The sequence below is a fragment of the Chromobacterium sp. Ag138 genome (assembly GCF_055181315.1).
Genome location: NZ_JBUPWA010000001.1, coordinates 809,966 through 826,491, shown reverse-complemented (window position 1 = coordinate 826,491; position 16,526 = coordinate 809,966). Strand labels below are relative to the sequence as shown.

General features: G+C 60.3%; 14 protein-coding genes and 2 pseudogenes. 9 read left to right on the top strand and 7 right to left on the bottom strand.

All coding sequences use genetic code 11. The annotated features are described in order from the left end of the window. Positions 1–170: 170 nt before the first annotated feature. Together ACY3GB_RS03425 and ACY3GB_RS03420 are read right to left on the bottom strand one after the other, a co-directional pair. Positions 171–1,013 (bottom strand): PhzF family phenazine biosynthesis protein, encoded by an 843-nt coding sequence (locus tag ACY3GB_RS03425; protein ID WP_463087498.1) that lies wholly within the window; start codon positions 1,011–1,013, stop codon positions 171–173. Positions 1,014–1,170: 157 nt separating this feature from the next. Next, positions 1,171–1,593: an RrF2 family transcriptional regulator gene (locus ACY3GB_RS03420; protein WP_463087497.1), complete on the bottom strand. Its 423-nt coding sequence runs from the start codon at positions 1,591–1,593 to the stop codon at positions 1,171–1,173. Positions 1,594–1,785: 192 nt separating this feature from the next. Between ACY3GB_RS03420 and ACY3GB_RS03415 the strand changes: the two genes are divergently transcribed. Then, a complete protein-coding gene (locus tag ACY3GB_RS03415) occupies positions 1,786–2,760 on the top strand; it encodes an alpha/beta fold hydrolase (protein WP_463087496.1) in 975 nt (324 codons plus the stop codon). A 348-nt stretch (positions 2,761–3,108) separates the two neighbouring features. Continuing rightward, complete coding sequence (locus ACY3GB_RS03410; RefSeq protein WP_463087495.1) at positions 3,109–4,188, top strand: calcium:cation antiporter; 1,080 nt, start codon at positions 3,109–3,111, stop codon at positions 4,186–4,188. 195 nt (positions 4,189–4,383) lie between these two features. Here the strand turns inward: ACY3GB_RS03410 and ACY3GB_RS03405 are convergent, their stop codons facing one another. The 5 genes and pseudogenes from ACY3GB_RS03405 to ACY3GB_RS03385 form a co-directional block, all read right to left on the bottom strand. Further along, positions 4,384–5,976 carry an FAD-dependent oxidoreductase gene (locus ACY3GB_RS03405; protein WP_463087494.1) on the bottom strand — a complete coding sequence of 531 codons (1,593 nt, stop codon included), beginning with the start codon at positions 5,974–5,976 and terminating at the stop codon, positions 4,384–4,386. 577 nt (positions 5,977–6,553) lie between these two features. Next, positions 6,554–6,733, bottom strand: coding sequence for a hypothetical protein (locus ACY3GB_RS03400; protein WP_463087493.1), 180 nt, complete (start codon positions 6,731–6,733; stop codon positions 6,554–6,556). Between the two features lie 409 nt (positions 6,734–7,142). Further along, positions 7,143–8,279, bottom strand: a complete 1,137-nt coding sequence (locus ACY3GB_RS03395) for a Vgb family protein (protein WP_463087492.1) — start codon at positions 8,277–8,279, stop codon at positions 7,143–7,145. Between the two features lie 142 nt (positions 8,280–8,421). After that, positions 8,422–8,625 (bottom strand): annotated as a pseudogene (locus ACY3GB_RS03390) (methyl-accepting chemotaxis protein); the annotation flags it as partial. A gap of 81 nt (positions 8,626–8,706) precedes the next feature. Next, positions 8,707–10,155 (bottom strand): annotated as a pseudogene (locus ACY3GB_RS03385) (PAS domain-containing protein); the annotation flags it as partial. Between the two features lie 694 nt (positions 10,156–10,849). Between ACY3GB_RS03385 and ACY3GB_RS03380 the strand changes: the two are divergent. From ACY3GB_RS03380 to ACY3GB_RS03350, 7 genes are all read left to right on the top strand, one after another. Continuing rightward, complete coding sequence (locus ACY3GB_RS03380; protein ID WP_463087491.1) at positions 10,850–11,266, top strand: PaaI family thioesterase; 417 nt, start codon at positions 10,850–10,852, stop codon at positions 11,264–11,266. A 162-nt stretch (positions 11,267–11,428) separates the two neighbouring features. Then, positions 11,429–12,166 carry a Phenylacetic acid catabolic protein gene (locus tag ACY3GB_RS03375; RefSeq protein ID WP_463087490.1) on the top strand — a complete coding sequence of 246 codons (738 nt, stop codon included), beginning with the start codon at positions 11,429–11,431 and terminating at the stop codon, positions 12,164–12,166. Positions 12,167–12,200: 34 nt separating this feature from the next. Continuing rightward, positions 12,201–13,004, top strand: coding sequence for a hypothetical protein (locus tag ACY3GB_RS03370; protein ID WP_463087489.1), 804 nt, complete (start codon positions 12,201–12,203; stop codon positions 13,002–13,004). Positions 13,005–13,210: 206 nt separating this feature from the next. Continuing rightward, positions 13,211–14,623: a cytochrome P450 gene (locus ACY3GB_RS03365; RefSeq protein WP_463087488.1), complete on the top strand. Its 1,413-nt coding sequence runs from the start codon at positions 13,211–13,213 to the stop codon at positions 14,621–14,623. Between the two features lie 12 nt (positions 14,624–14,635). Then, positions 14,636–15,088: a GFA family protein gene (locus ACY3GB_RS03360; protein ID WP_463087487.1), complete on the top strand. Its 453-nt coding sequence runs from the start codon at positions 14,636–14,638 to the stop codon at positions 15,086–15,088. An 85-nt stretch (positions 15,089–15,173) separates the two neighbouring features. After that, complete coding sequence (locus ACY3GB_RS03355; protein ID WP_463087486.1) at positions 15,174–15,896, top strand: helix-turn-helix transcriptional regulator; 723 nt, start codon at positions 15,174–15,176, stop codon at positions 15,894–15,896. Positions 15,897–15,972: 76 nt separating this feature from the next. Continuing rightward, positions 15,973–16,317 carry a tRNA-binding protein gene (locus ACY3GB_RS03350; RefSeq protein ID WP_463087485.1) on the top strand — a complete coding sequence of 115 codons (345 nt, stop codon included), beginning with the start codon at positions 15,973–15,975 and terminating at the stop codon, positions 16,315–16,317. Positions 16,318–16,526: the final 209 nt, after the last annotated feature.

Here is a 16,526-nt window from a genome sequence, read left to right as displayed (position 1 = left end):
CCCTCAAATGTTGATCCGGCGTGATGCGTTGACGGTGCGTCGCCCTGGCGGGTGACGCACCCTACCGGGCGGAACGGGGAGGCGATCCGCGCCATGCCGCTGGGTGGCGGGGAGATGGTTTGCCGGCGGGAAACCGGCGTGGCCGCTCACACCATTTCGAACTTGGGCGGCTATAGCATCAGACGGCCTTCAATGCAGGTTATGGTATTGCCGCCGATCCACACATCGTTGCCCACCTGCTCCACCTCGATGCACCCAGCCCGCCCCATGCTCAAGCCTTGGCTGACGCGATAGCGCGCTGGCGCCATGCCCGTTCCCAGCAACCATTGGGCAATCCCGGCGTTCAGGCTGCCGGTGGCGGGGTCCTCAGGCATGCCATCGTCTGCGATAAAGGCCCTCACCTCGAACTGCGCATCGCTATCGTCATGCTGCGGATCACAAGGGGCAATCACCCCCACCGCCAGCCCGCTCAACGCCGGATAGTCGGGTTTTAGGTCCAGCACCTGTTGGCGCTGGGAGAGCATCACGGCCAGCCAACCCGCGCCGTTGTCGACCCACTGGGCATCTACAATCGCCCCGGGCGCTAAGCGCAAGCCCAGGCGCACCCGCTCCAGAAGTTCGGCCGCCAAGGGGCCGGAGCGCAGCAAGGGGGGAGCAAGAAACGCCAACTGTCCCTCTTGGCGGCGAATCCGCACCAGCCCCACCTCGCATTCCTGGATGACGTACTCCCCCTTCGGCACCCCGCCGGACTCCAACCAGGCGTGGCAGCTGCCCAAAGTAGGATGGCCAGCGAACGGCAGCTCATCCAGCGTCGTGAAGATCCTAAGGCGGTAGTCAGCCCGCGGGTCTCTGGGTTGAAGGATGAAGGTGGTCTCGCTGAGATTGGTCCAGTTGGCAAAGGTCGCCATCTGCTGATCATCAAGCCTATCCGCATCGAACACTACGGCCACCGGGTTGCCCTTAAGGGGAGTGGAGCTGAAGACATCGACCTGCTTGAAGCTCATGGAAGTCATGGAATGTTCTGTTCATGCACGGGTAGGGCCGCTAGTCTACGCGCAATTCCCCACGCGCCGCTGTTAATGGATGTCATATTTGTCTCCGTCAACCGCGCCCAAGCCATCACAATCCGTTTCGTCCGCGCCTTGCTGGTGATAGAGGCCTTCATGCGGCTCAGCCTGCCGATGCTTTCACATGCTGCGCTAGGTCGGAAAGGCGTATTTGCGTGAGATGTTGAAGCAACGCCTCTTCAGCCGAGTTCAAGGCAGCGTCGAGCACCCGGTTGACTGTGGTTTCTACCGGGCAGGCTGGATTGTCATTGGCCGCGCTGATCGCAAACGCGCTCTTGTGCGTGATCGCCACGTAGATGTCCCGCACCGTCAGCTCGCTCAGTTCCCGGCAAAGCATCCAGCCGCCTTTGGGGCCCGGAATCGACGCGACATAGCCGGCTTCACGCAGCGCGGCCATGGTGCGGCGAACGAGCGAGGGCTGGGTGTGCAGCATTTGCGCGATGGTTTCGGAGGTGGTGGCGCCGCCGCGCAGGTGCATATGGATGAGCACGTGAAGCAGCCGGGCTAGCCGAGTATCTCTTTGCATAGTTCTTTAGACCCGCTAACAAAACCCCTGATCCTGCGTTGCGCCTCCTTGTCGTACTCTCTGTACTGCCTGCGTCGGCGCGCCTTGGCTCAGGGACTCTGCGAGGTTTTGTTAGCGGTTCTTAGTGGTGGAAATTCGTTACATTTAATGTTACGGTTTTGCGTGACTTTAGGCAACTATCGGAGCGCGATCATGTCTGCATTCAATCAGTCCATTCTTGAAATCAACGGTATTCGCCTGAGCGTCGCCGCGCAGGGCGCCGGGCCGCTGGTATTGCTGCTGCATGGATTTCCCGAGACGTCGCACGCGTGGCGGCACCAGCTGGCGGCCCTGTCGGCCGCCGGGTTTCGTGCGCTCGCGCCGGATCTGCGCGGTTATGGCGCAAGCGAGAGCCCGGAGAACCCGCAGCAGTACACAAGCCTGGACATCGTTGGCGATCTGGTGGGAATCTTGGACGCGCTGGGGGAGGCGGACGCGGTGGTGGTCGGGAACGACTGGGGGGCAACTATCGCATGGCAGGCCGCGCAGCTGCGGCCCGATCGCTTCCGCGCCGTGGTCGCCTTCGGCGTGCCGATGATGGGCCGGGCGCCGATGGCGCCAAGCCGGCTGTTTCCGTCAAGCGAGGAGGCGTGGTTTTACACGCATTATTTTTCCCAGGCAGGGCTGGCGGAGAATGAATTCGGGCGCGATGTTGCCGCCACGCTGCGGAAAATCTATTTTTGGGCCTCGGGCGAGGCCGGCCCGCGTGACGGCCGGACGCCGAATCCCTTCGGGCTGGTTGCGCGCGAAGCGGGGCTGCTGGATGCCTTGCCCGACCCCGGAGCGCTGCCTAATTGGCTGAGTGGCGCGGACTTCGATGCATTGGTGAGCGCATTCACGGCGTCGGGTTTTCGCGGCGGCTTGAACTATTACCGCAGTCTGGATCGCAACTGGGATCTGCAAGCGGCATTCAACGGCATGCTTGTCCAGGTTCCCGCCCTGTATCTGGTTGGCGAGCATGATCCCGGGCTGGCGATGCCGGGCATGCGCGACATTATCGACGCCATGCCGAAGTTTGTGCCCGATCTTCGGGATTCTTTGGTCATTCCAGGAGTGGGCCACTGGCTGCAGCAAGAAGCCCCCGATCAAGTCAACGCAGCCTTGATCGAATTCTTGCGCCAACTGTAGGGTGCGTCACCCCAAGGGGGGCGACGCACCATTTGTCTCAATACCCCACCGCTCAAATATTGATCCGGCGAGGTATGTCGGAGGTGCGTCGCCCCTGTGGGGTGACGCACCCTACATCGACCGAGCGGATGAGCCTGCGAGCGGCGGTATGTGACGCACCGTTTGTTTACAAAAGCCTGAACCCATGGGCCGCGTCATGGTCTATTTACCTAATGCTGCTATGCTGTGGCTAAAGCAGCCTCCATGCTGGTTTCTCGATTGCTCTCCCAGAACGGTTGCCCATCTCGCCCTGGCTAGGTCTTTGCCGGGCGAGTCATGCGGCCGTTCGCCAACAATAAGGAAAATCCATTGATTCATAACACGATTCCGCGCTGGACCATTGTCACCCCTGTTTTGGCCTGGGCCGCCATCGCCGCGTCTTCGGCGGCCGGCGGGCACGCTTTCTATCTGACGCTGCTGGCGGTGTTGCTGGCTGGAACGGTATTCGCCGCCGTGCACCACGCCGAAGTGGTGGCGCATAAGGTGGGCGAGCCTTTCGGCACGCTGATCCTGGCGCTGGCGGTGACGGTGATCGAGGTGGCGCTGATCATTTCCTTCATGCTGGGCGGGGGCGAGGAGAAGCTGGCGCTGGCGCGAGACACCATTTTTTCCGCCATCATGATCACCTGCAACGGCATTCTGGGTATTTGCCTGCTGTTGGGCGGCTTGCGCCATCGCGAGCAGAACTTCCAGCTCAGCGGCGCCAAGGCGGCCTTGACCGTGCTGGCGGCGATTTCGGTATTGGCGCTGGTGCTGCCCAACTATGGCACCAGTCAGCCGGGACCGTTGCTGTCGTCGTCACAGCTGGCGTTCACCGGCGTGGTGTCGCTGGTGCTGTACGGCGCTTTCGTGTTTGTGCAAACCATCCGCCACCGCGATTATTTCCTGGTGGAAGGCAGCCATGACGAGGATGAGCACGCGCCGCCGCCGTCCAACAAGTTGGCCATGCTGGCCGTGGCGATGCTGCTGATTTGCCTGGTGGCAGTGGTGACTCTGGCCAAGCTGCTGTCGCCGTCGATTGAGAGCTTCGTGGTAGACGCCGGCGCGCCGGCCGCGGTGGTGGGCATCATCATCGCAGCTCTGGTGCTGTTGCCGGAAGGGCTGGCCGCCGCCAACGCGGCGCGGGCGGACCGGGTGCAGACCAGCCTGAATCTGGCTTTGGGTTCGGCGCTGGCATCCATCGGCCTGACCATTCCCACGGTGGCGATGATTTTCGTGTTCATGGGCGAGCCGCTGATCCTGGGCTTGGAAATCAAGGAAACCATCTTCCTGCTGCTGACGCTGGTGGCGTGCTCATTGTCGCTGTCGGTAGGGCGTACAACGATTCTGCAGGGCATCGTGCATCTGGTGATCTTCGCGTCTTTCGTGTTCTTCGCGATCAGCCCTTGAGCTAAGCTCGGGGTAAAGCAAAAGCCGCCGGCATCTGTGCTGGCGGCTTTTCTGTTTAGGATTAGCCAGTAGGCTGCGCTGCAAGAAATAAAGCCCGAGTCCTGCCGAGACAATTTGGTATGGCTTGGGTTCGCCTGTCGCTTCCATCCTTTGCAGTTGGTGGTATGAACGAGTCCGCGGAGCGCGCTCACCCTATTATTTGATGGGAATGGATTGCGCGTGGTGGAAGTAGTTTTGCGGATCCCATTGCCGTTTCACCTGAACCAGGTTGCGTGGCGCGCTGTGGTAGTTTTCCTTGAAATACAGCTGCATGGCCTGGTCGATCTTCCCGTTTTCATGGGTGCCTAGGTCGCAATCCGGGTAGTTGTAGTAGCAGCCGTCCACCACGCCGTTCTTGTCTTGCTCCGGATTGGGTGTGCCGCCATATTCGGCGTACACCGACTGATAAAAGCCGCTAATCCAGTCCAGATGCGCCTGGGCCTGTTCCTGGTAACGAGATTGTCGGCTTTGCCCCGGCGCGGAGGCGTTGTTCCAATAGGTTTGATATTGCAGTTTCAGGATGGAGCTGCGTTGCGGCACCGGGGTGGCGCTGCTGCTGCGCTCGTTGACCGCGCCGCCGTAGCTATCCACTTGCAGCAGGCTTTGCGCCAAGGCCCCATCCGCCAGCCCTTCGGGTTTCTCATGCAGCCAGCGGAAAATCTCATCCTTTTGGTTTTGCGGAAAGCCTTTGTTCATATAGGCGGACTTGTATTTGCCAAACTGGTTGGGGCCGGAGCCATTCACTGTCTGCAGCGCTTCCAGATAGGTTAAATGCTGCGCGCTGAGGCTGGCGTGCAGCGTGTTCATCCAGCCGGGATGGCCGCCCATGGGCCGGCGCAGGACGGTTGCGGGGGCAATGGCGGCAAAGCGTTGCTGCAGGCTCTGGATGCGGGCCTCGGCCTGTTGGCAATGCTGGAGAAAGCTGGCGCCGACGGGCGAGGCGATTTGCACAAGCAGGCCGATTTGCCCGTTATCGACATGGTTCAGTTTCAGCAAGCTGAACTGGTTGTTGGGCATATGCATGACGAAGTCGGCGTATTCGTCCAGCAATTGGTTGAAGGCTTGTTTGTTGATTTGATCCCAATCCCAGGCAAGCGTGAACTGCGTGGCATGGTCTGGCGCATCCGGCAGCGCGGCAAAGTAATAGCGAACGATGACGCCGAAATTGCCGCAGCCGGCGCCGCGCAAGGCCCAGAACAAGTCGCGTTCCGCTTGGTCAGTGCTTTGTTCGGAGACATGGCGCAATTTCGCTTGGCCCAGCGCGGCGTCCCAGGTGACGATGTCTACGCCGGTGAGATGGTCAACCGTCAAACCATGCAGGCGCGACAGCAGGCCGTAGCCGCCGCCTGTGATATGCCCGCCTGCGCCCACCGAATAGCAGGAGCCGGCAGGCAGGGTTTTGCCATAGCCATTGAGCAGGGCGCGGTACACGCCCCAGTTTTCGCAGCCGGCATCGACAAAATAGGAGTGGCGTTCCGCATCGAAGCCCGCCTGGTTCAGGGCGGACATGTCGATGACGGCGCGGGTGCTGTCGTTGTAGACAAAGTTCTCGTAGCAATGGCGGCCGGAGGCGATTTTCACGTCGCGGCCGTATTCGCTTAATGCCGCGCCGACATATTCCTCTGCCTGCTCATGGCGAGCCGGCACGTAAACGGCTTGCAGCTGCGGCGCGAACCAGCGCCTGTCAAAGCCCTGCTTGTCGCTCAAGATCAGCGGCTGATGGCCGCCACGCGTTGGTGCTTGCTTCATATCGCCGCTCCTTTGCGTTGCCGGATTTCCTGCGGATCATTGTGGATGCCTAGTTTGGCGATTGCTGCCAATCGGCAACCAGGAGGTCCCTGGTGTAGGGGCACTCTTATTTATATTTATGGTTTATTAAAATACAAATAAGTATGCATTTACACTTAAGCTTCCTCAGGCTGCCCATCGCATTGCCGCAAGTGTGAAATACGCTTAGAACCGCTAACAAAACCTCGCAGAGTCCCTGAGCCAAGGCGCGCCGACGCAGGCAGTACAGAGAGTACGACAAGGAGGCGCAACGCAGGATCAGGGGTTTTGTTAGCGGGTCTTAATGCGATTCCGCGGCTGGAGTCGGGACATGTTGAGGGGGCAGGATGCCGCGCCTTGCTTGGCTCGCTGTATCGAACTGGCGAATGCGGTTTGCCGTTCGCGGTTGGCGGCGTGAATTGGCTGGCGAGAGGCGCGCCGCTTGTGTTCCGTTATGAAGGCATGCCTTTTATGAAACATGCGGAGCTTCGCGCCATAGGGGCGGGCAGCGTGGCGGAAGTCGGCGGCAGGGAGGCTGGGCTTGCCTCGCGGCGCGCGATCAGACGGAGGTAATCAGCGCGTCGGCTTGATAGCTTGCGGTTTCGATGCCCGAGGCCGAGCTGAAGGTTACCTGAAAGCGGCGGCCGATTTGCTTGATGGACAAGACTTTGAACGAGACGATCAGATTGTCGATTTGCTGGGTGATCAGGTCACCCTGTTTCAGTTCCTGAATTTTCATGGTTTATTTTCCAACTCCCATGCTTTTGGCATGGGTTGAGATTGTTAAAGCGAGTCCCTTTGGCAAGGACGGCTTGCGATATTTTCATGAGTTCTGCCCGGGTGTCATGGAGGCTGCGAGACAACGGATTCCAATCAGTCGCCGCCGATTCAATATGTTTGGCTTGGCGGCTTGCAATGGATTGCTGGCTAGGCTTGTGACAACTACCTTCGCGTGCCAACAACTGATGATTTGGAGGAGGCTTGGCTAGAGAAGAGGAGCGTGACGGCTCGTTTGAGCTGGACAACATGAAGCGATTTCGGCCAATTCTCCTGTTAATTTTTTGATTTGTCAATATTTTTCGAATAGTCAGGATGCCTCATCATGGGGTGAGGCATCCGCCGGGCAGGCGAAGCAAATGAACAGGCGCTTAGCGCTCCGGATCCGGTCCGTGGTAGTGGACGGTCTGGCTTGGGACGCCGCAGCCCCATAGCGAATAGGTGTCCGCCATTTCATTGATGCCCTCGCCGTACGGGGAGGACGCGGGGGCGAGGTGCGCGAGGCAGCAGGCGCCCAGCTCGGTGGCGTAAAGGCTGCGCTCGGTGCAAAGCACGCGATGGGTCATGCTCTGCTGCGTAGGGAAGACAATGGTTTGCTGAGGGCCGATCTGGCTGTAGTCTTCGTTCAGCACGACTTGCACCACGCCGTTGAGCGCGGCGTGGTCGGCCATCGATGAGGCCAGCAGATAGATCGTATTTGATTTGGATGGGTCGGGTGAGAACCCCAGGTGGATGAAAGAGGCTCCCTTGGCTGGGCCGGCGGTGAGTTGAAACCAGTTGATTTCGCCATTGGCCAGGATGCGGCCGAAACTGCCGTTTCCGCCGGCGGAGCCGCCCAGCAGGGCGAGCCACAGGTTGCCGTCCGGCCCTGGCACCATGCCGACCGGGGTATTGCCGATCTCTCCGGGAATGGCGATTTCGCTGGGCGCCTGCGCAGGGTTGGCGGGGATGCGGAACAGCGCGCTGGATTGATCCAGTGTGGCATAGACATCCCCGCTGGCGGGGTGCACTTGCACGAAGATCGGACGTGGCGGGCAGGGGATGATCAGCGGATGGTCGGGGTCATGGGTGTCCACCCGCGCCACGTGGTGGCTGTCCTTGCAGGAGGCCCACAGGATGTCGCCGTCCTCTGCGACGACGTGGGGGCCGCGGGCGGGTTCCGGCAGCTGGATTCTTTGCAGCGTCCTGGGGGCGGCCGCCAAGTCGTGCGCGACCGGGTCGATCAGCAGCAGCTCCGATTGAAACTGCAGCGTGACCCACAGGCAGCCGGGATGGCGTTTCGACACCGTCAGCCCGTGCAGGCCGGAGAATGGGTTGTCGATGATGTGGACGGCTGACTCGATGGGCCGCCCTGTGCCGGGATCCACCCGCATTTTCACCAAGCCGCCGGATGGCTGCTGCGAGATGAGAATCAGGTCCGGCGCGATGGATACGACTTCATGCGTCTGGCTGGATGCGGGGAGCGGATACTCGGTGACGTGTTTGAAGCTTGGCTTGGCGGCGGGCATGAATGTTTCCTCAATCATATGAAGGGGTGCGGGCATTCCGGCGATCAGGGCGCGTCAATCCAATGAGGCGACGCGCCGGGATGCATGGCGGACGCGGTCATGATTTGACGTTTGTCTTCAGGTTGTTCAGCGAGGCCTCCAGCGTTTTTATCCTGCCGATGGATTCGTCCACCAGGTCGGCGATTTCCTTTGACGATTTGGTCGACTCAATCGACAGTTTTCTCACCTCGTCGGCCACCACCGCGAAGCCTCTGCCCATTTCACCGGCGCGGGCGGCCTCGATGGCGGCGTTCAGCGCCAGCAGATTGGTCTGCGCGGCGATGTCGTTGATGGTGCCGATGATGGACGATATCTTTTCGCTGGAGGAAATGACCTGACGCATTTCCTGATCGGTCACTCTTTCCGCTTCCATCTTGGCGGTGACATCCACGCCATAGGTCACGATATTCTTGACGATGCCTTGCTGGGAGGTGAGCGGGCAGACGGTGACGTTCATCAACACCAGCGATCCGTCTTTTTTCCTCATCTTGAACTCTTCAGTCAGCATCTCGCCTTTGAGCGCGCGGCTGAAATTCTCCGATCCTATGATTTCCGGCAGCGGGCGGGCGTGCTGCTGGAGCTCTTCATTGCTCTTCAGCTCCAGGTGGGAAACCATGTACTCATTGGCTTGCAGCACCTTGCCCTCGGTATTCCATTCGCAGATGGCGTTCGACATGCCTATCGCGGCGAATTTTTTGCTGTATTCCTCTTCCCGCTCTTTCGTCTCGGTGATGTCGGCCTGGATGGAGATGTAGTTCGCCAGGCTGCCGGTTTCGTCGAACACCGGGTTGATGGCCAGTGAAACCCAATAGGGCTTGTCGGCCTTGGTGTAGTTGAGGATTTCGCCGTGGAAGGGGCGATGCTCCCGCAGGCAGGCGCCGATTTTCCGGACGGTGTCCGGATTGGTGTCTTCGCCCTGCAGAATGTGCCCCGGCTTCTTGCCGATGATCTCGTCGGCCGCGTAGCCGCTCATTTTCGAGAAGCCGTCGTTGGCGAAGATGATCAAGCCATTTTTGTCAGCCACCAGCGCCGAGTTGTCGGTCTGGTTGATGATCAGCGACATCAGCTTGCTGGAGTTTCTGGCCTTCACCGCCTCGGTGATGTTGGTGGCGTACTTGACGATTTTTATGATTTTGCCGTCAGGGTCGAAGATCGGATTGTAGGTGGCTTGAATCCAGATCTTCCGGCCATTTTTCGCCACGCGGCAGAATTCTCCTTCGTGAAACGCGCCTTGTCTCAGGCTGTCCCAAAAGCGCTGATAGGCCTCGCTCTGGCTTTCTTCTGGCAGAACGAATAGCTTGTGATGCTTTCCAATGATCTCTTGCTCGTCATAATTCAATGCTTGGCAAAAATTCTGATTGGCGCGGGAAACGATGCCTTCGATAGTGAATTCAATCACTGCCTGCGAGCGATTGATCGCTTCAATCTGGCCTTTCCGTTCGGCGGCGATCATGACGTCGCCGGTGATGTCGGTTGCGAACTTGATGACGCTGGCGACGCGGCGGCCTTTTCGAATCGGGATGTAGGAGGCCTGTATCCAGACATCTTTGCCGTTTTTGGCAATGCGTCTGAATTGGGCTGTCTGATGTTTGCCTTGCTGCAGTTCTGCCCAGAACTGTTGGTAGGATGCGCTGCTTTTTTCGCTTTCCGGCAAAAACATGCCGTGGTGTCTGCCGACAACCTCATTCAGCGAATAGCCCATCAGGTTCAGGAAGATGGGGTTGGCGTCGATGATGGTGCCGTCGGGCTTGAATTGTATGACGCCCTGCGCGCCACGAATTGCCTTGACGATGTCCTGATAGCTACCCGTGCTAGCAAAGAGTTTGCTGATCTCCATGTTTCCTTTTCCTGTTTTTATCTTCGATTAATCAAATTGATATTGTCGATTGGCCAGATCGTTTCCCTATGGAGTAGTTTTTAACGATTCATTGATGATTTGGCGTTGTTTTTTTAATTCAAAGTGTTTAATCCTATTTGTTTGCAATGCGGATCTGCGTAAGTTTCCTATATCTATTCGGATAAGGGGGCATGCATTGATTACCATTCTTTCTAGATTAATGGCTCTGCATCCGCATGGCATTTTTATGCGCGGCGGGATCGGGTCAAGACTGGGCGCGCCCTGTTTCAGGCGGTCAATTGGCGTGGGCGGTGAGAGGGCAAGGCATGGCTTCTGAATGGTGGCGTCGGGGCCGGGCTCGAGAAAATGGTCGGCATCCGAGTACGGCTGTTTTTACGGCGATTTCATTTTTGGCCGGATTTTGGAAGGATGGCCATGGGTGGGGACGGATATGTGGTATTTACTGTCAAGTAAATCCCCCTATTTGAAACGAACGCTTTGGGCGATATATTCGACTTTCCAGGCAAAAAGTACAGTTGAAAATGGTATTGACATGAAATATCTGCACCTGTCCAAAATGACTGTAGTTAATATGGCCAGTTCTCTGAGAAAGCGCTTGTTGAATGATTTTGACACGCATAATCTATTCGCCAAAAGGATGCATCAGAACAATCGATATGGAGGAGCGAAGTGAATGAAAAAAACGCCGCTATTGTTGGAAACGGTTGAGCAGGCTGTCAGGATTTTGCAGGAGTCTCCGTTTGTCGCCATCTGGAATTATCAAGTATTGAGCGTGCAAGCCGGGAGAGTGGATTTGGCGCTGCCGGCGCAGCCTCAGTTTTACCGTCCGGGCGGCATCATTCAAGGAGGCTGTCTGATGACCTTGGCGGACACGGCGTTTTGGCTGGCGGCCATGACCGAGCTGGGCATCGATGCTCCTATCGTCACTCTGGAAATGAAAACCAACTTTCTGCGCGCGGCGCAGGCTGATGTTTACTGCCGCGCCGAAGTGATGAAAAGCGGCAGGCGAGTGACCTACGGCACCGCCACCATCACGGATGGCGCGGGGCAAACGCTGTCGCATCACACTTTGACCTATCTCTCCGCCTGAACCCATTGCGGGGCACAACTTCATCGGTCGGACCTGGCCCGCTTCATTGACCATCTCCGCTCGCAGGCCGACTTGCGCCTGTTTTCGGCGACGCGCCGCGCTGCGGTTAGCCATTCCGCCGCGGCTGACCATCGTCGCCATTCACTCTGGAGAAAAGAAAACATGATGGAAAGCAAGATTTATCCGCATGAAGTGAGCCTGGAGGGAATAGGCTCGATGCCCGACGAATACCGCGACACCCTGATTCACCAGTTGCTGGCGAATGGAGAAGGCGAGCTGAGCGCGGGCGACACCTATATCGATTCCTTCTACCCCTTGGCGCCGGATGCGGACGAACGCTATATCTGCGCGCAGTTCGCCGCGGAGGAAGTGGATCATTTCCGGCGTTTTTCCCGTTTGTTGGCCGAACTGGAGATCGACACCTCGCACATGCTGAGCCAGAAAAAGGAGGATAGGCGGTACTTTGCGGCGGAAAGCATGACGACGGAGTTCCGCAGCTGGGAAGAGCGGGCGGCTTTCAGCTTCTTGTGCGAGCTGGAGGGGCATTACCAGATCAAGGAGATGGTGGAGAGCAGCTACCAGCCGCTGCGCGCGGAAGCCCAGGCGGTGTTGAAGGAGGAGGCCCGGCATTTCAGCCATGGGGCGCTGCTGATGCGGCGCGCGGCAAAGGACAGGGATGCGCGGGCGCGGGCGCAGGAGGCGCTGGACCGCTTGTATCCGATGGCGATGGACATGTTTGGCCGATCCGATTCGCGCCGCAGCGAAATGGCGGTGAGATGGGGGCTGCGGCAGTACACCAACGGCCAGTTGCGGGACATCTATCGCGATGATGTCCGCGGCCATATCCAGCGCCTGGGTTACGAGGTGCCCGACGAGATGGCCCATCGCAAGTATTTCTGATCTCGCAGTCCGAGTATGTCGACAGGAGAACGTCATGAACGATATGGCAAGGGCAGTGGAAGCGCTGGCCCGGAAAGTGATGAACCACCGGGTGTTCGACCACCCCATGTACCGGCACTGGGCCTGTGCGCCGCTGCCGGCGGCGCAATCGGCAGCCTTGTTCCATCAGGTGCAGAATTTTTGCGCCTCGACCCGGCTGGGAATGGCCTTTCCGCAGGGCTTAAAGAGCATGGGGCTGCCGAAGCAGGCGGAGCTGATGTCCGAAATCGAGATTTCGGAGAGCGGCCATGGTCCCGATCTGGCGAGAATGGCGGGCCACATCGTCAATCTGGCCGGCAAGGAACGGGTATTCGATGATCTGGATGACCAGGCGGAGGTGGAGGCTGGGCTGAAACGCTATTCTGACCAGTTGCTGGGCGACCTGCCAGGCTATGATCGCGCCAGCGGCCTGACTCGCCAGGCGCGCGAGGCCATCGCCGTGTTTCATCAAAGAAGCAGGTCCGACCCCGAGTCCACCATCCGCAATCTGGGCATCGCTTTCGCGTTGGAGTTGATTTCCAACCGCTCGCTGATTCCGGGCGAGAAACGGGCATTGATTGATTCCGGACACTACGGCGTAAGCCTGGAAGACCCGGAAATGTACTATCTGCTTGACCACTGGGGGGAGTGCGGAGCGGAGCAGCAACATGAGTTGAATGTGCGGCAAGCCATTACGGGCGTGCTCAATGCTGAAACCGAGCCGTTGGTCCTGTCCGGCATCGACGCTTTTCTCGATGCGCTGGCGGCGCTGTGGGACGTGATCGACAGCCAGTTGTTGCCGGCGGAGGCGGCTGTCTGAAACAGGAGGCCGCCGCAAGCCGCAACGGCATTTTTGTTCCAGGCCGGTACGGGCGGATGAATCGCTTTGTCGTCGTTTCTTTGAAAAGCGCGCCGGCTTGCGGCAGGAAGCTGAATTCATTCATTATTTTATAGGCTATATGAATAATACTGATGGTTTTTGTTTTCATTAGCCACATTTTAATGGATGGGTGGTATGATTTTTGAATGAAAACGCCACCGCAATCCTCCTGCCCGTTCCATGCCGGCGGCCAACCGCCGGCATCGCCCAAACCGTCCTCCGGAAGTTGGCCGCCAGGCCCGGAAGCCGGCCTGACCGGTTGGGGGCTGCTGACGCAGTTGTCGCGCGATTTGATGGGCACGCTGGCCGGCTGGCAGCGCGAGTTCGGCGATCTGGTGCATGTGAGCACCTGGCCGGAGCATCAGATCATCGTTTCCGATCCGCATCTGGCGCGCGAGCTGCTGGTCAATCAGGCCGACTCGCTGCGCCGCTGGGAGCGGGCGCTGAGCGTGTATGGCCGGGTGCACGGCCACAGCGTGTTGATCGCCGAAGGAGAGGCCTGGCGCGAAAAGCGGCAAGCGCTGCAGCCTGACTTCACGCGCAAATCGGTGCAGGCTTTCTCGCCATCCATTATCGAAGCCGCCCGGCGGGCGTTCGAGCAATGGCCGGATCGGCGCGACGCCTGGCCGATAGAGAGCGAGCTGACGTCGGTGACGATGGAAGTGATTTTGCGGATGATGTTCTCAAGCGGCGTCGGAAGCGAGGCGCGGGAGGCGGAAGAGGCGGTCCATACCTTGATGGTGGCCTCGACCGAAGAGCTGTGGCGGCCAGCCAGCCTGCCGGACTGGGTGCCGTGGCAGCGCAAGCGCCGCCGCGCGCGGCTGCTGATGAACGGTTTGATCGAACGGCACTTGCAGGCCAGGCTGCGTCTGCCGGCGGAGGCATGGCCGGAGGATCTGCTGTCCCGTTTGTTGCGGCTCCATCTGCGGCAACCAAAAAGTTGGCCATTGCAGGCGGTGCGGGACGAGTGCAAGACAGCTTTCCTGGCCGGGCACGAGACGGTGGCGGCTTCGCTGGCCTGGTGGGCCTGGTGCATGGCGTCCCATCCGGATATCCAGGAGCGGGCGCGGGCCGAGGCGCTGGCGGCTTGGCCCGGCGGAAACGACGGGGACGCGGACTTGTCCGCGCTGCAATACGTAAGCCAGACCCTGCTGGAAACGATGCGCCTGCATCCGGCGGTGCCGCTGCTGATGAGCCGCCGCGCGGTCAAGCCGGTGACGCTGGGAGACTGGACCTTTCCGGCAAAGACGGTATTCATGGTGCCGATGCAGTTGATGCAGCATGACGAGCGTTGGTTCCCCGAGCCGCTCAGCTATCGCCCGGAACGTTTCAACCCCGATGCGGCCAGGCCGCAGCAGGGCGCCTATCTGCCCTTCGGCGGCGGCCCGCGCGTGTGCCTGGGGCAGCATCTGGCTGTGGCGGAGATGACGCTGGTGGCCGCGCAGCTGCTGCGCAAATACCGCTTGTCGGCGCCTGCCGGGATGACGCCGCCGCGAGCCGTGTTCCATGTTTCGCAACGCCCGAGCGCGCCTTTGGAGCTGGATATCGCGCGCATCTGACCCGCGCGGCGCATGGCGCCGAGCGCCTGCGGCATGGGCGGTCGGCGCGGCAGAACTTTGGAGGAGGCGACGCTGATGCTTGAGGGAAGCTGTCTGTGTGGTGCCGTGCGGTATGCGGTCCGCGATGAATTCCGCTATGCGCTCAATTGCCATTGCGGCCAGTGCCGGCGGGCCACCGGGGCGGCGTTCAAGCCCTTCGCCGGCATCGAGCGGCAAAAACTCAAGCTGACCCGGGGGCGGGACAGTCTGTTGATTTATGGCGACGAGCGCGCGCATGACGCGCGTTGCGGCCAATGCGGATCGCTGCTGTATTCGGTGGTGCGAGACGGCGAGTTCGTCCATGTCACGCTGGGCACTTTGATCGACGTCCCTGCCATCCGCCCCACCGCGCATATTTTTGTCGGCTCCAAGGCCGCGTGGCACGACATCACCGACAATCTGCCGCAACACGACGAGTTTCCTTGAGGCCGGTCGCTGGCGCCGGCTTGGACGAGGCTGTCCGTTCGGCTATTCTTTTCGGCATCGATTCCACCGCCGGCGCCTTTCCGCGATGTCTCACACCATGTTTCCCGCCCGCATCGAACTGCTGCATTACGGCAGCGACAGCATCCGCCACGCCCATGACGGCCATCACCAGTGGGTGTTTGGCCTGGCGGGGGCGTTGGAGCTGGAGATGGAAGGGCGGCCCTATCTGAACGGCGCCGGTTCCGCGGTGCGCATCCCGGCTGGCGTTTCCCATTGCTATGCCGGCGGGCCGGGCAATCGGCAACTGGTGCTGAACGTGCCGATCCAGGAAAGCGGCGCGGACGCGGCGGCATGCCAATTGACCCTGCCGCCCGCGGCGAAGGAGCTGGCGGACTGGGCGGCGCGGCATCCGCAGCCGGAAGCGCGGCAGCCTATGCTGTCCGGCATGCTGCTGGACCTGCTGTTTCCCGGCGCGCCGGCGGCTTTCCAGCTGTCGCCGCGGCTTGGCCGTTTTCTGGATTCGCGGCTGGCGCGGCCGTTGACGGTGGCGGACATGGCGGCCGCCTGCCATTTGTCGCCCAGCCAGTTTCACGCGCGGCTGAAAGCGGAAACCGGACTGACGCCGATGGCCTATCTATGCCGGATGCGGATGGAGCGGGCGCGGCGTTTGCTGCTGGACGGACGCGCCAGCGTGCTGGATGTGGCGCTGCAGGTGGGCTACCAATCGGCTTCCGCTTTCAGCGCTGCGTACCGGCAGCGCTTCGGCGCCAATCCCAGCGAAGCGCGGGGCAGAGTCCGGCGCGCTTGAACCGTAGTTTGGCACGCGCCGCGCCCGGGCGGTTCGGCCATACTGCGGCCATGTCTGATTGCATGGAGAACGCGAAATGTCCGACTCAAGCCGCCTCAGCTGGGAAGATTTCCTCAAGGTGGAGTTCCGGGCGGGGACCATCGTCCACGCCGAGCCCAACGCGCAGGCTCGCAAGCCCGCCTATGTGCTGAAGGTGGATCTGGGCGAGCTGGGGGTGAAAACGTCCAGCGCCCAGATCACCGACCATTACCTTGCCGCCGAGCTGATCGGCAAGCGCGTGCTGTGCGTATGCAACTTCCCGCCCAAGCGCGTGGCCGGCGTGCGTTCTGAAGTGCTGGTGACCGGCGTGCACGACGATGCGGGCAGGGTGATGCTGGCCGAGTTTCCGCTTGAGGCGCCGAACGGCGGCCGGCTGATGTGACGCGATTGGCGGTGCCGTCCTCAATTCCCGCCCCGGGCAACGGGGCGGGAGGCATGGCTTAGCTCAAACGTTTGATGATGTTGCTATTGCCGTTGGCGCGCACCACCGCCCAGCCGGCCGGGATCGGCGAGCCCAGCATCACCTGCAGTTCGGCGCCGATGGCCGCGCCCTTGGTGTAGTAGATGTCATTGCTGTTGCCGTTGGCGCGG

What these genes read in the sequence shown, in the direction of transcription:
- ACY3GB_RS03380 (WP_463087491.1), top strand. Translation starts at nt 10,850, where the DNA reads ATGAAAAAAACGCCGCTATTGTTGGAAACGGTTGAGCAGGCTGTCAGG.
- ACY3GB_RS03350 (WP_463087485.1), top strand. Translation starts at nt 15,973, where the DNA reads ATGTCCGACTCAAGCCGCCTCAGCTGGGAAGATTTCCTCAAGGTGGAG.
- ACY3GB_RS03400 (WP_463087493.1), bottom strand. Translation starts at nt 6,733, where the DNA reads ATGAAAATTCAGGAACTGAAACAGGGTGACCTGATCACCCAGCAAATC.
- ACY3GB_RS03355 (WP_463087486.1), top strand. Translation starts at nt 15,174, where the DNA reads ATGTCTCACACCATGTTTCCCGCCCGCATCGAACTGCTGCATTACGGC.
- ACY3GB_RS03425 (WP_463087498.1), bottom strand. Translation starts at nt 1,013, where the DNA reads ATGACTTCCATGAGCTTCAAGCAGGTCGATGTCTTCAGCTCCACTCCC.
- ACY3GB_RS03365 (WP_463087488.1), top strand. Translation starts at nt 13,211, where the DNA reads ATGAAAACGCCACCGCAATCCTCCTGCCCGTTCCATGCCGGCGGCCAA.
- ACY3GB_RS03420 (WP_463087497.1), bottom strand. Translation starts at nt 1,593, where the DNA reads ATGCAAAGAGATACTCGGCTAGCCCGGCTGCTTCACGTGCTCATCCAT.
- ACY3GB_RS03405 (WP_463087494.1), bottom strand. Translation starts at nt 5,976, where the DNA reads ATGAAGCAAGCACCAACGCGTGGCGGCCATCAGCCGCTGATCTTGAGC.
- ACY3GB_RS03370 (WP_463087489.1), top strand. Translation starts at nt 12,201, where the DNA reads ATGAACGATATGGCAAGGGCAGTGGAAGCGCTGGCCCGGAAAGTGATG.
- ACY3GB_RS03360 (WP_463087487.1), top strand. Translation starts at nt 14,636, where the DNA reads ATGGCGCCGAGCGCCTGCGGCATGGGCGGTCGGCGCGGCAGAACTTTG.
- ACY3GB_RS03415 (WP_463087496.1), top strand. Translation starts at nt 1,786, where the DNA reads ATGTCTGCATTCAATCAGTCCATTCTTGAAATCAACGGTATTCGCCTG.
- ACY3GB_RS03395 (WP_463087492.1), bottom strand. Translation starts at nt 8,279, where the DNA reads ATGCCCGCCGCCAAGCCAAGCTTCAAACACGTCACCGAGTATCCGCTC.
- ACY3GB_RS03375 (WP_463087490.1), top strand. Translation starts at nt 11,429, where the DNA reads ATGATGGAAAGCAAGATTTATCCGCATGAAGTGAGCCTGGAGGGAATA.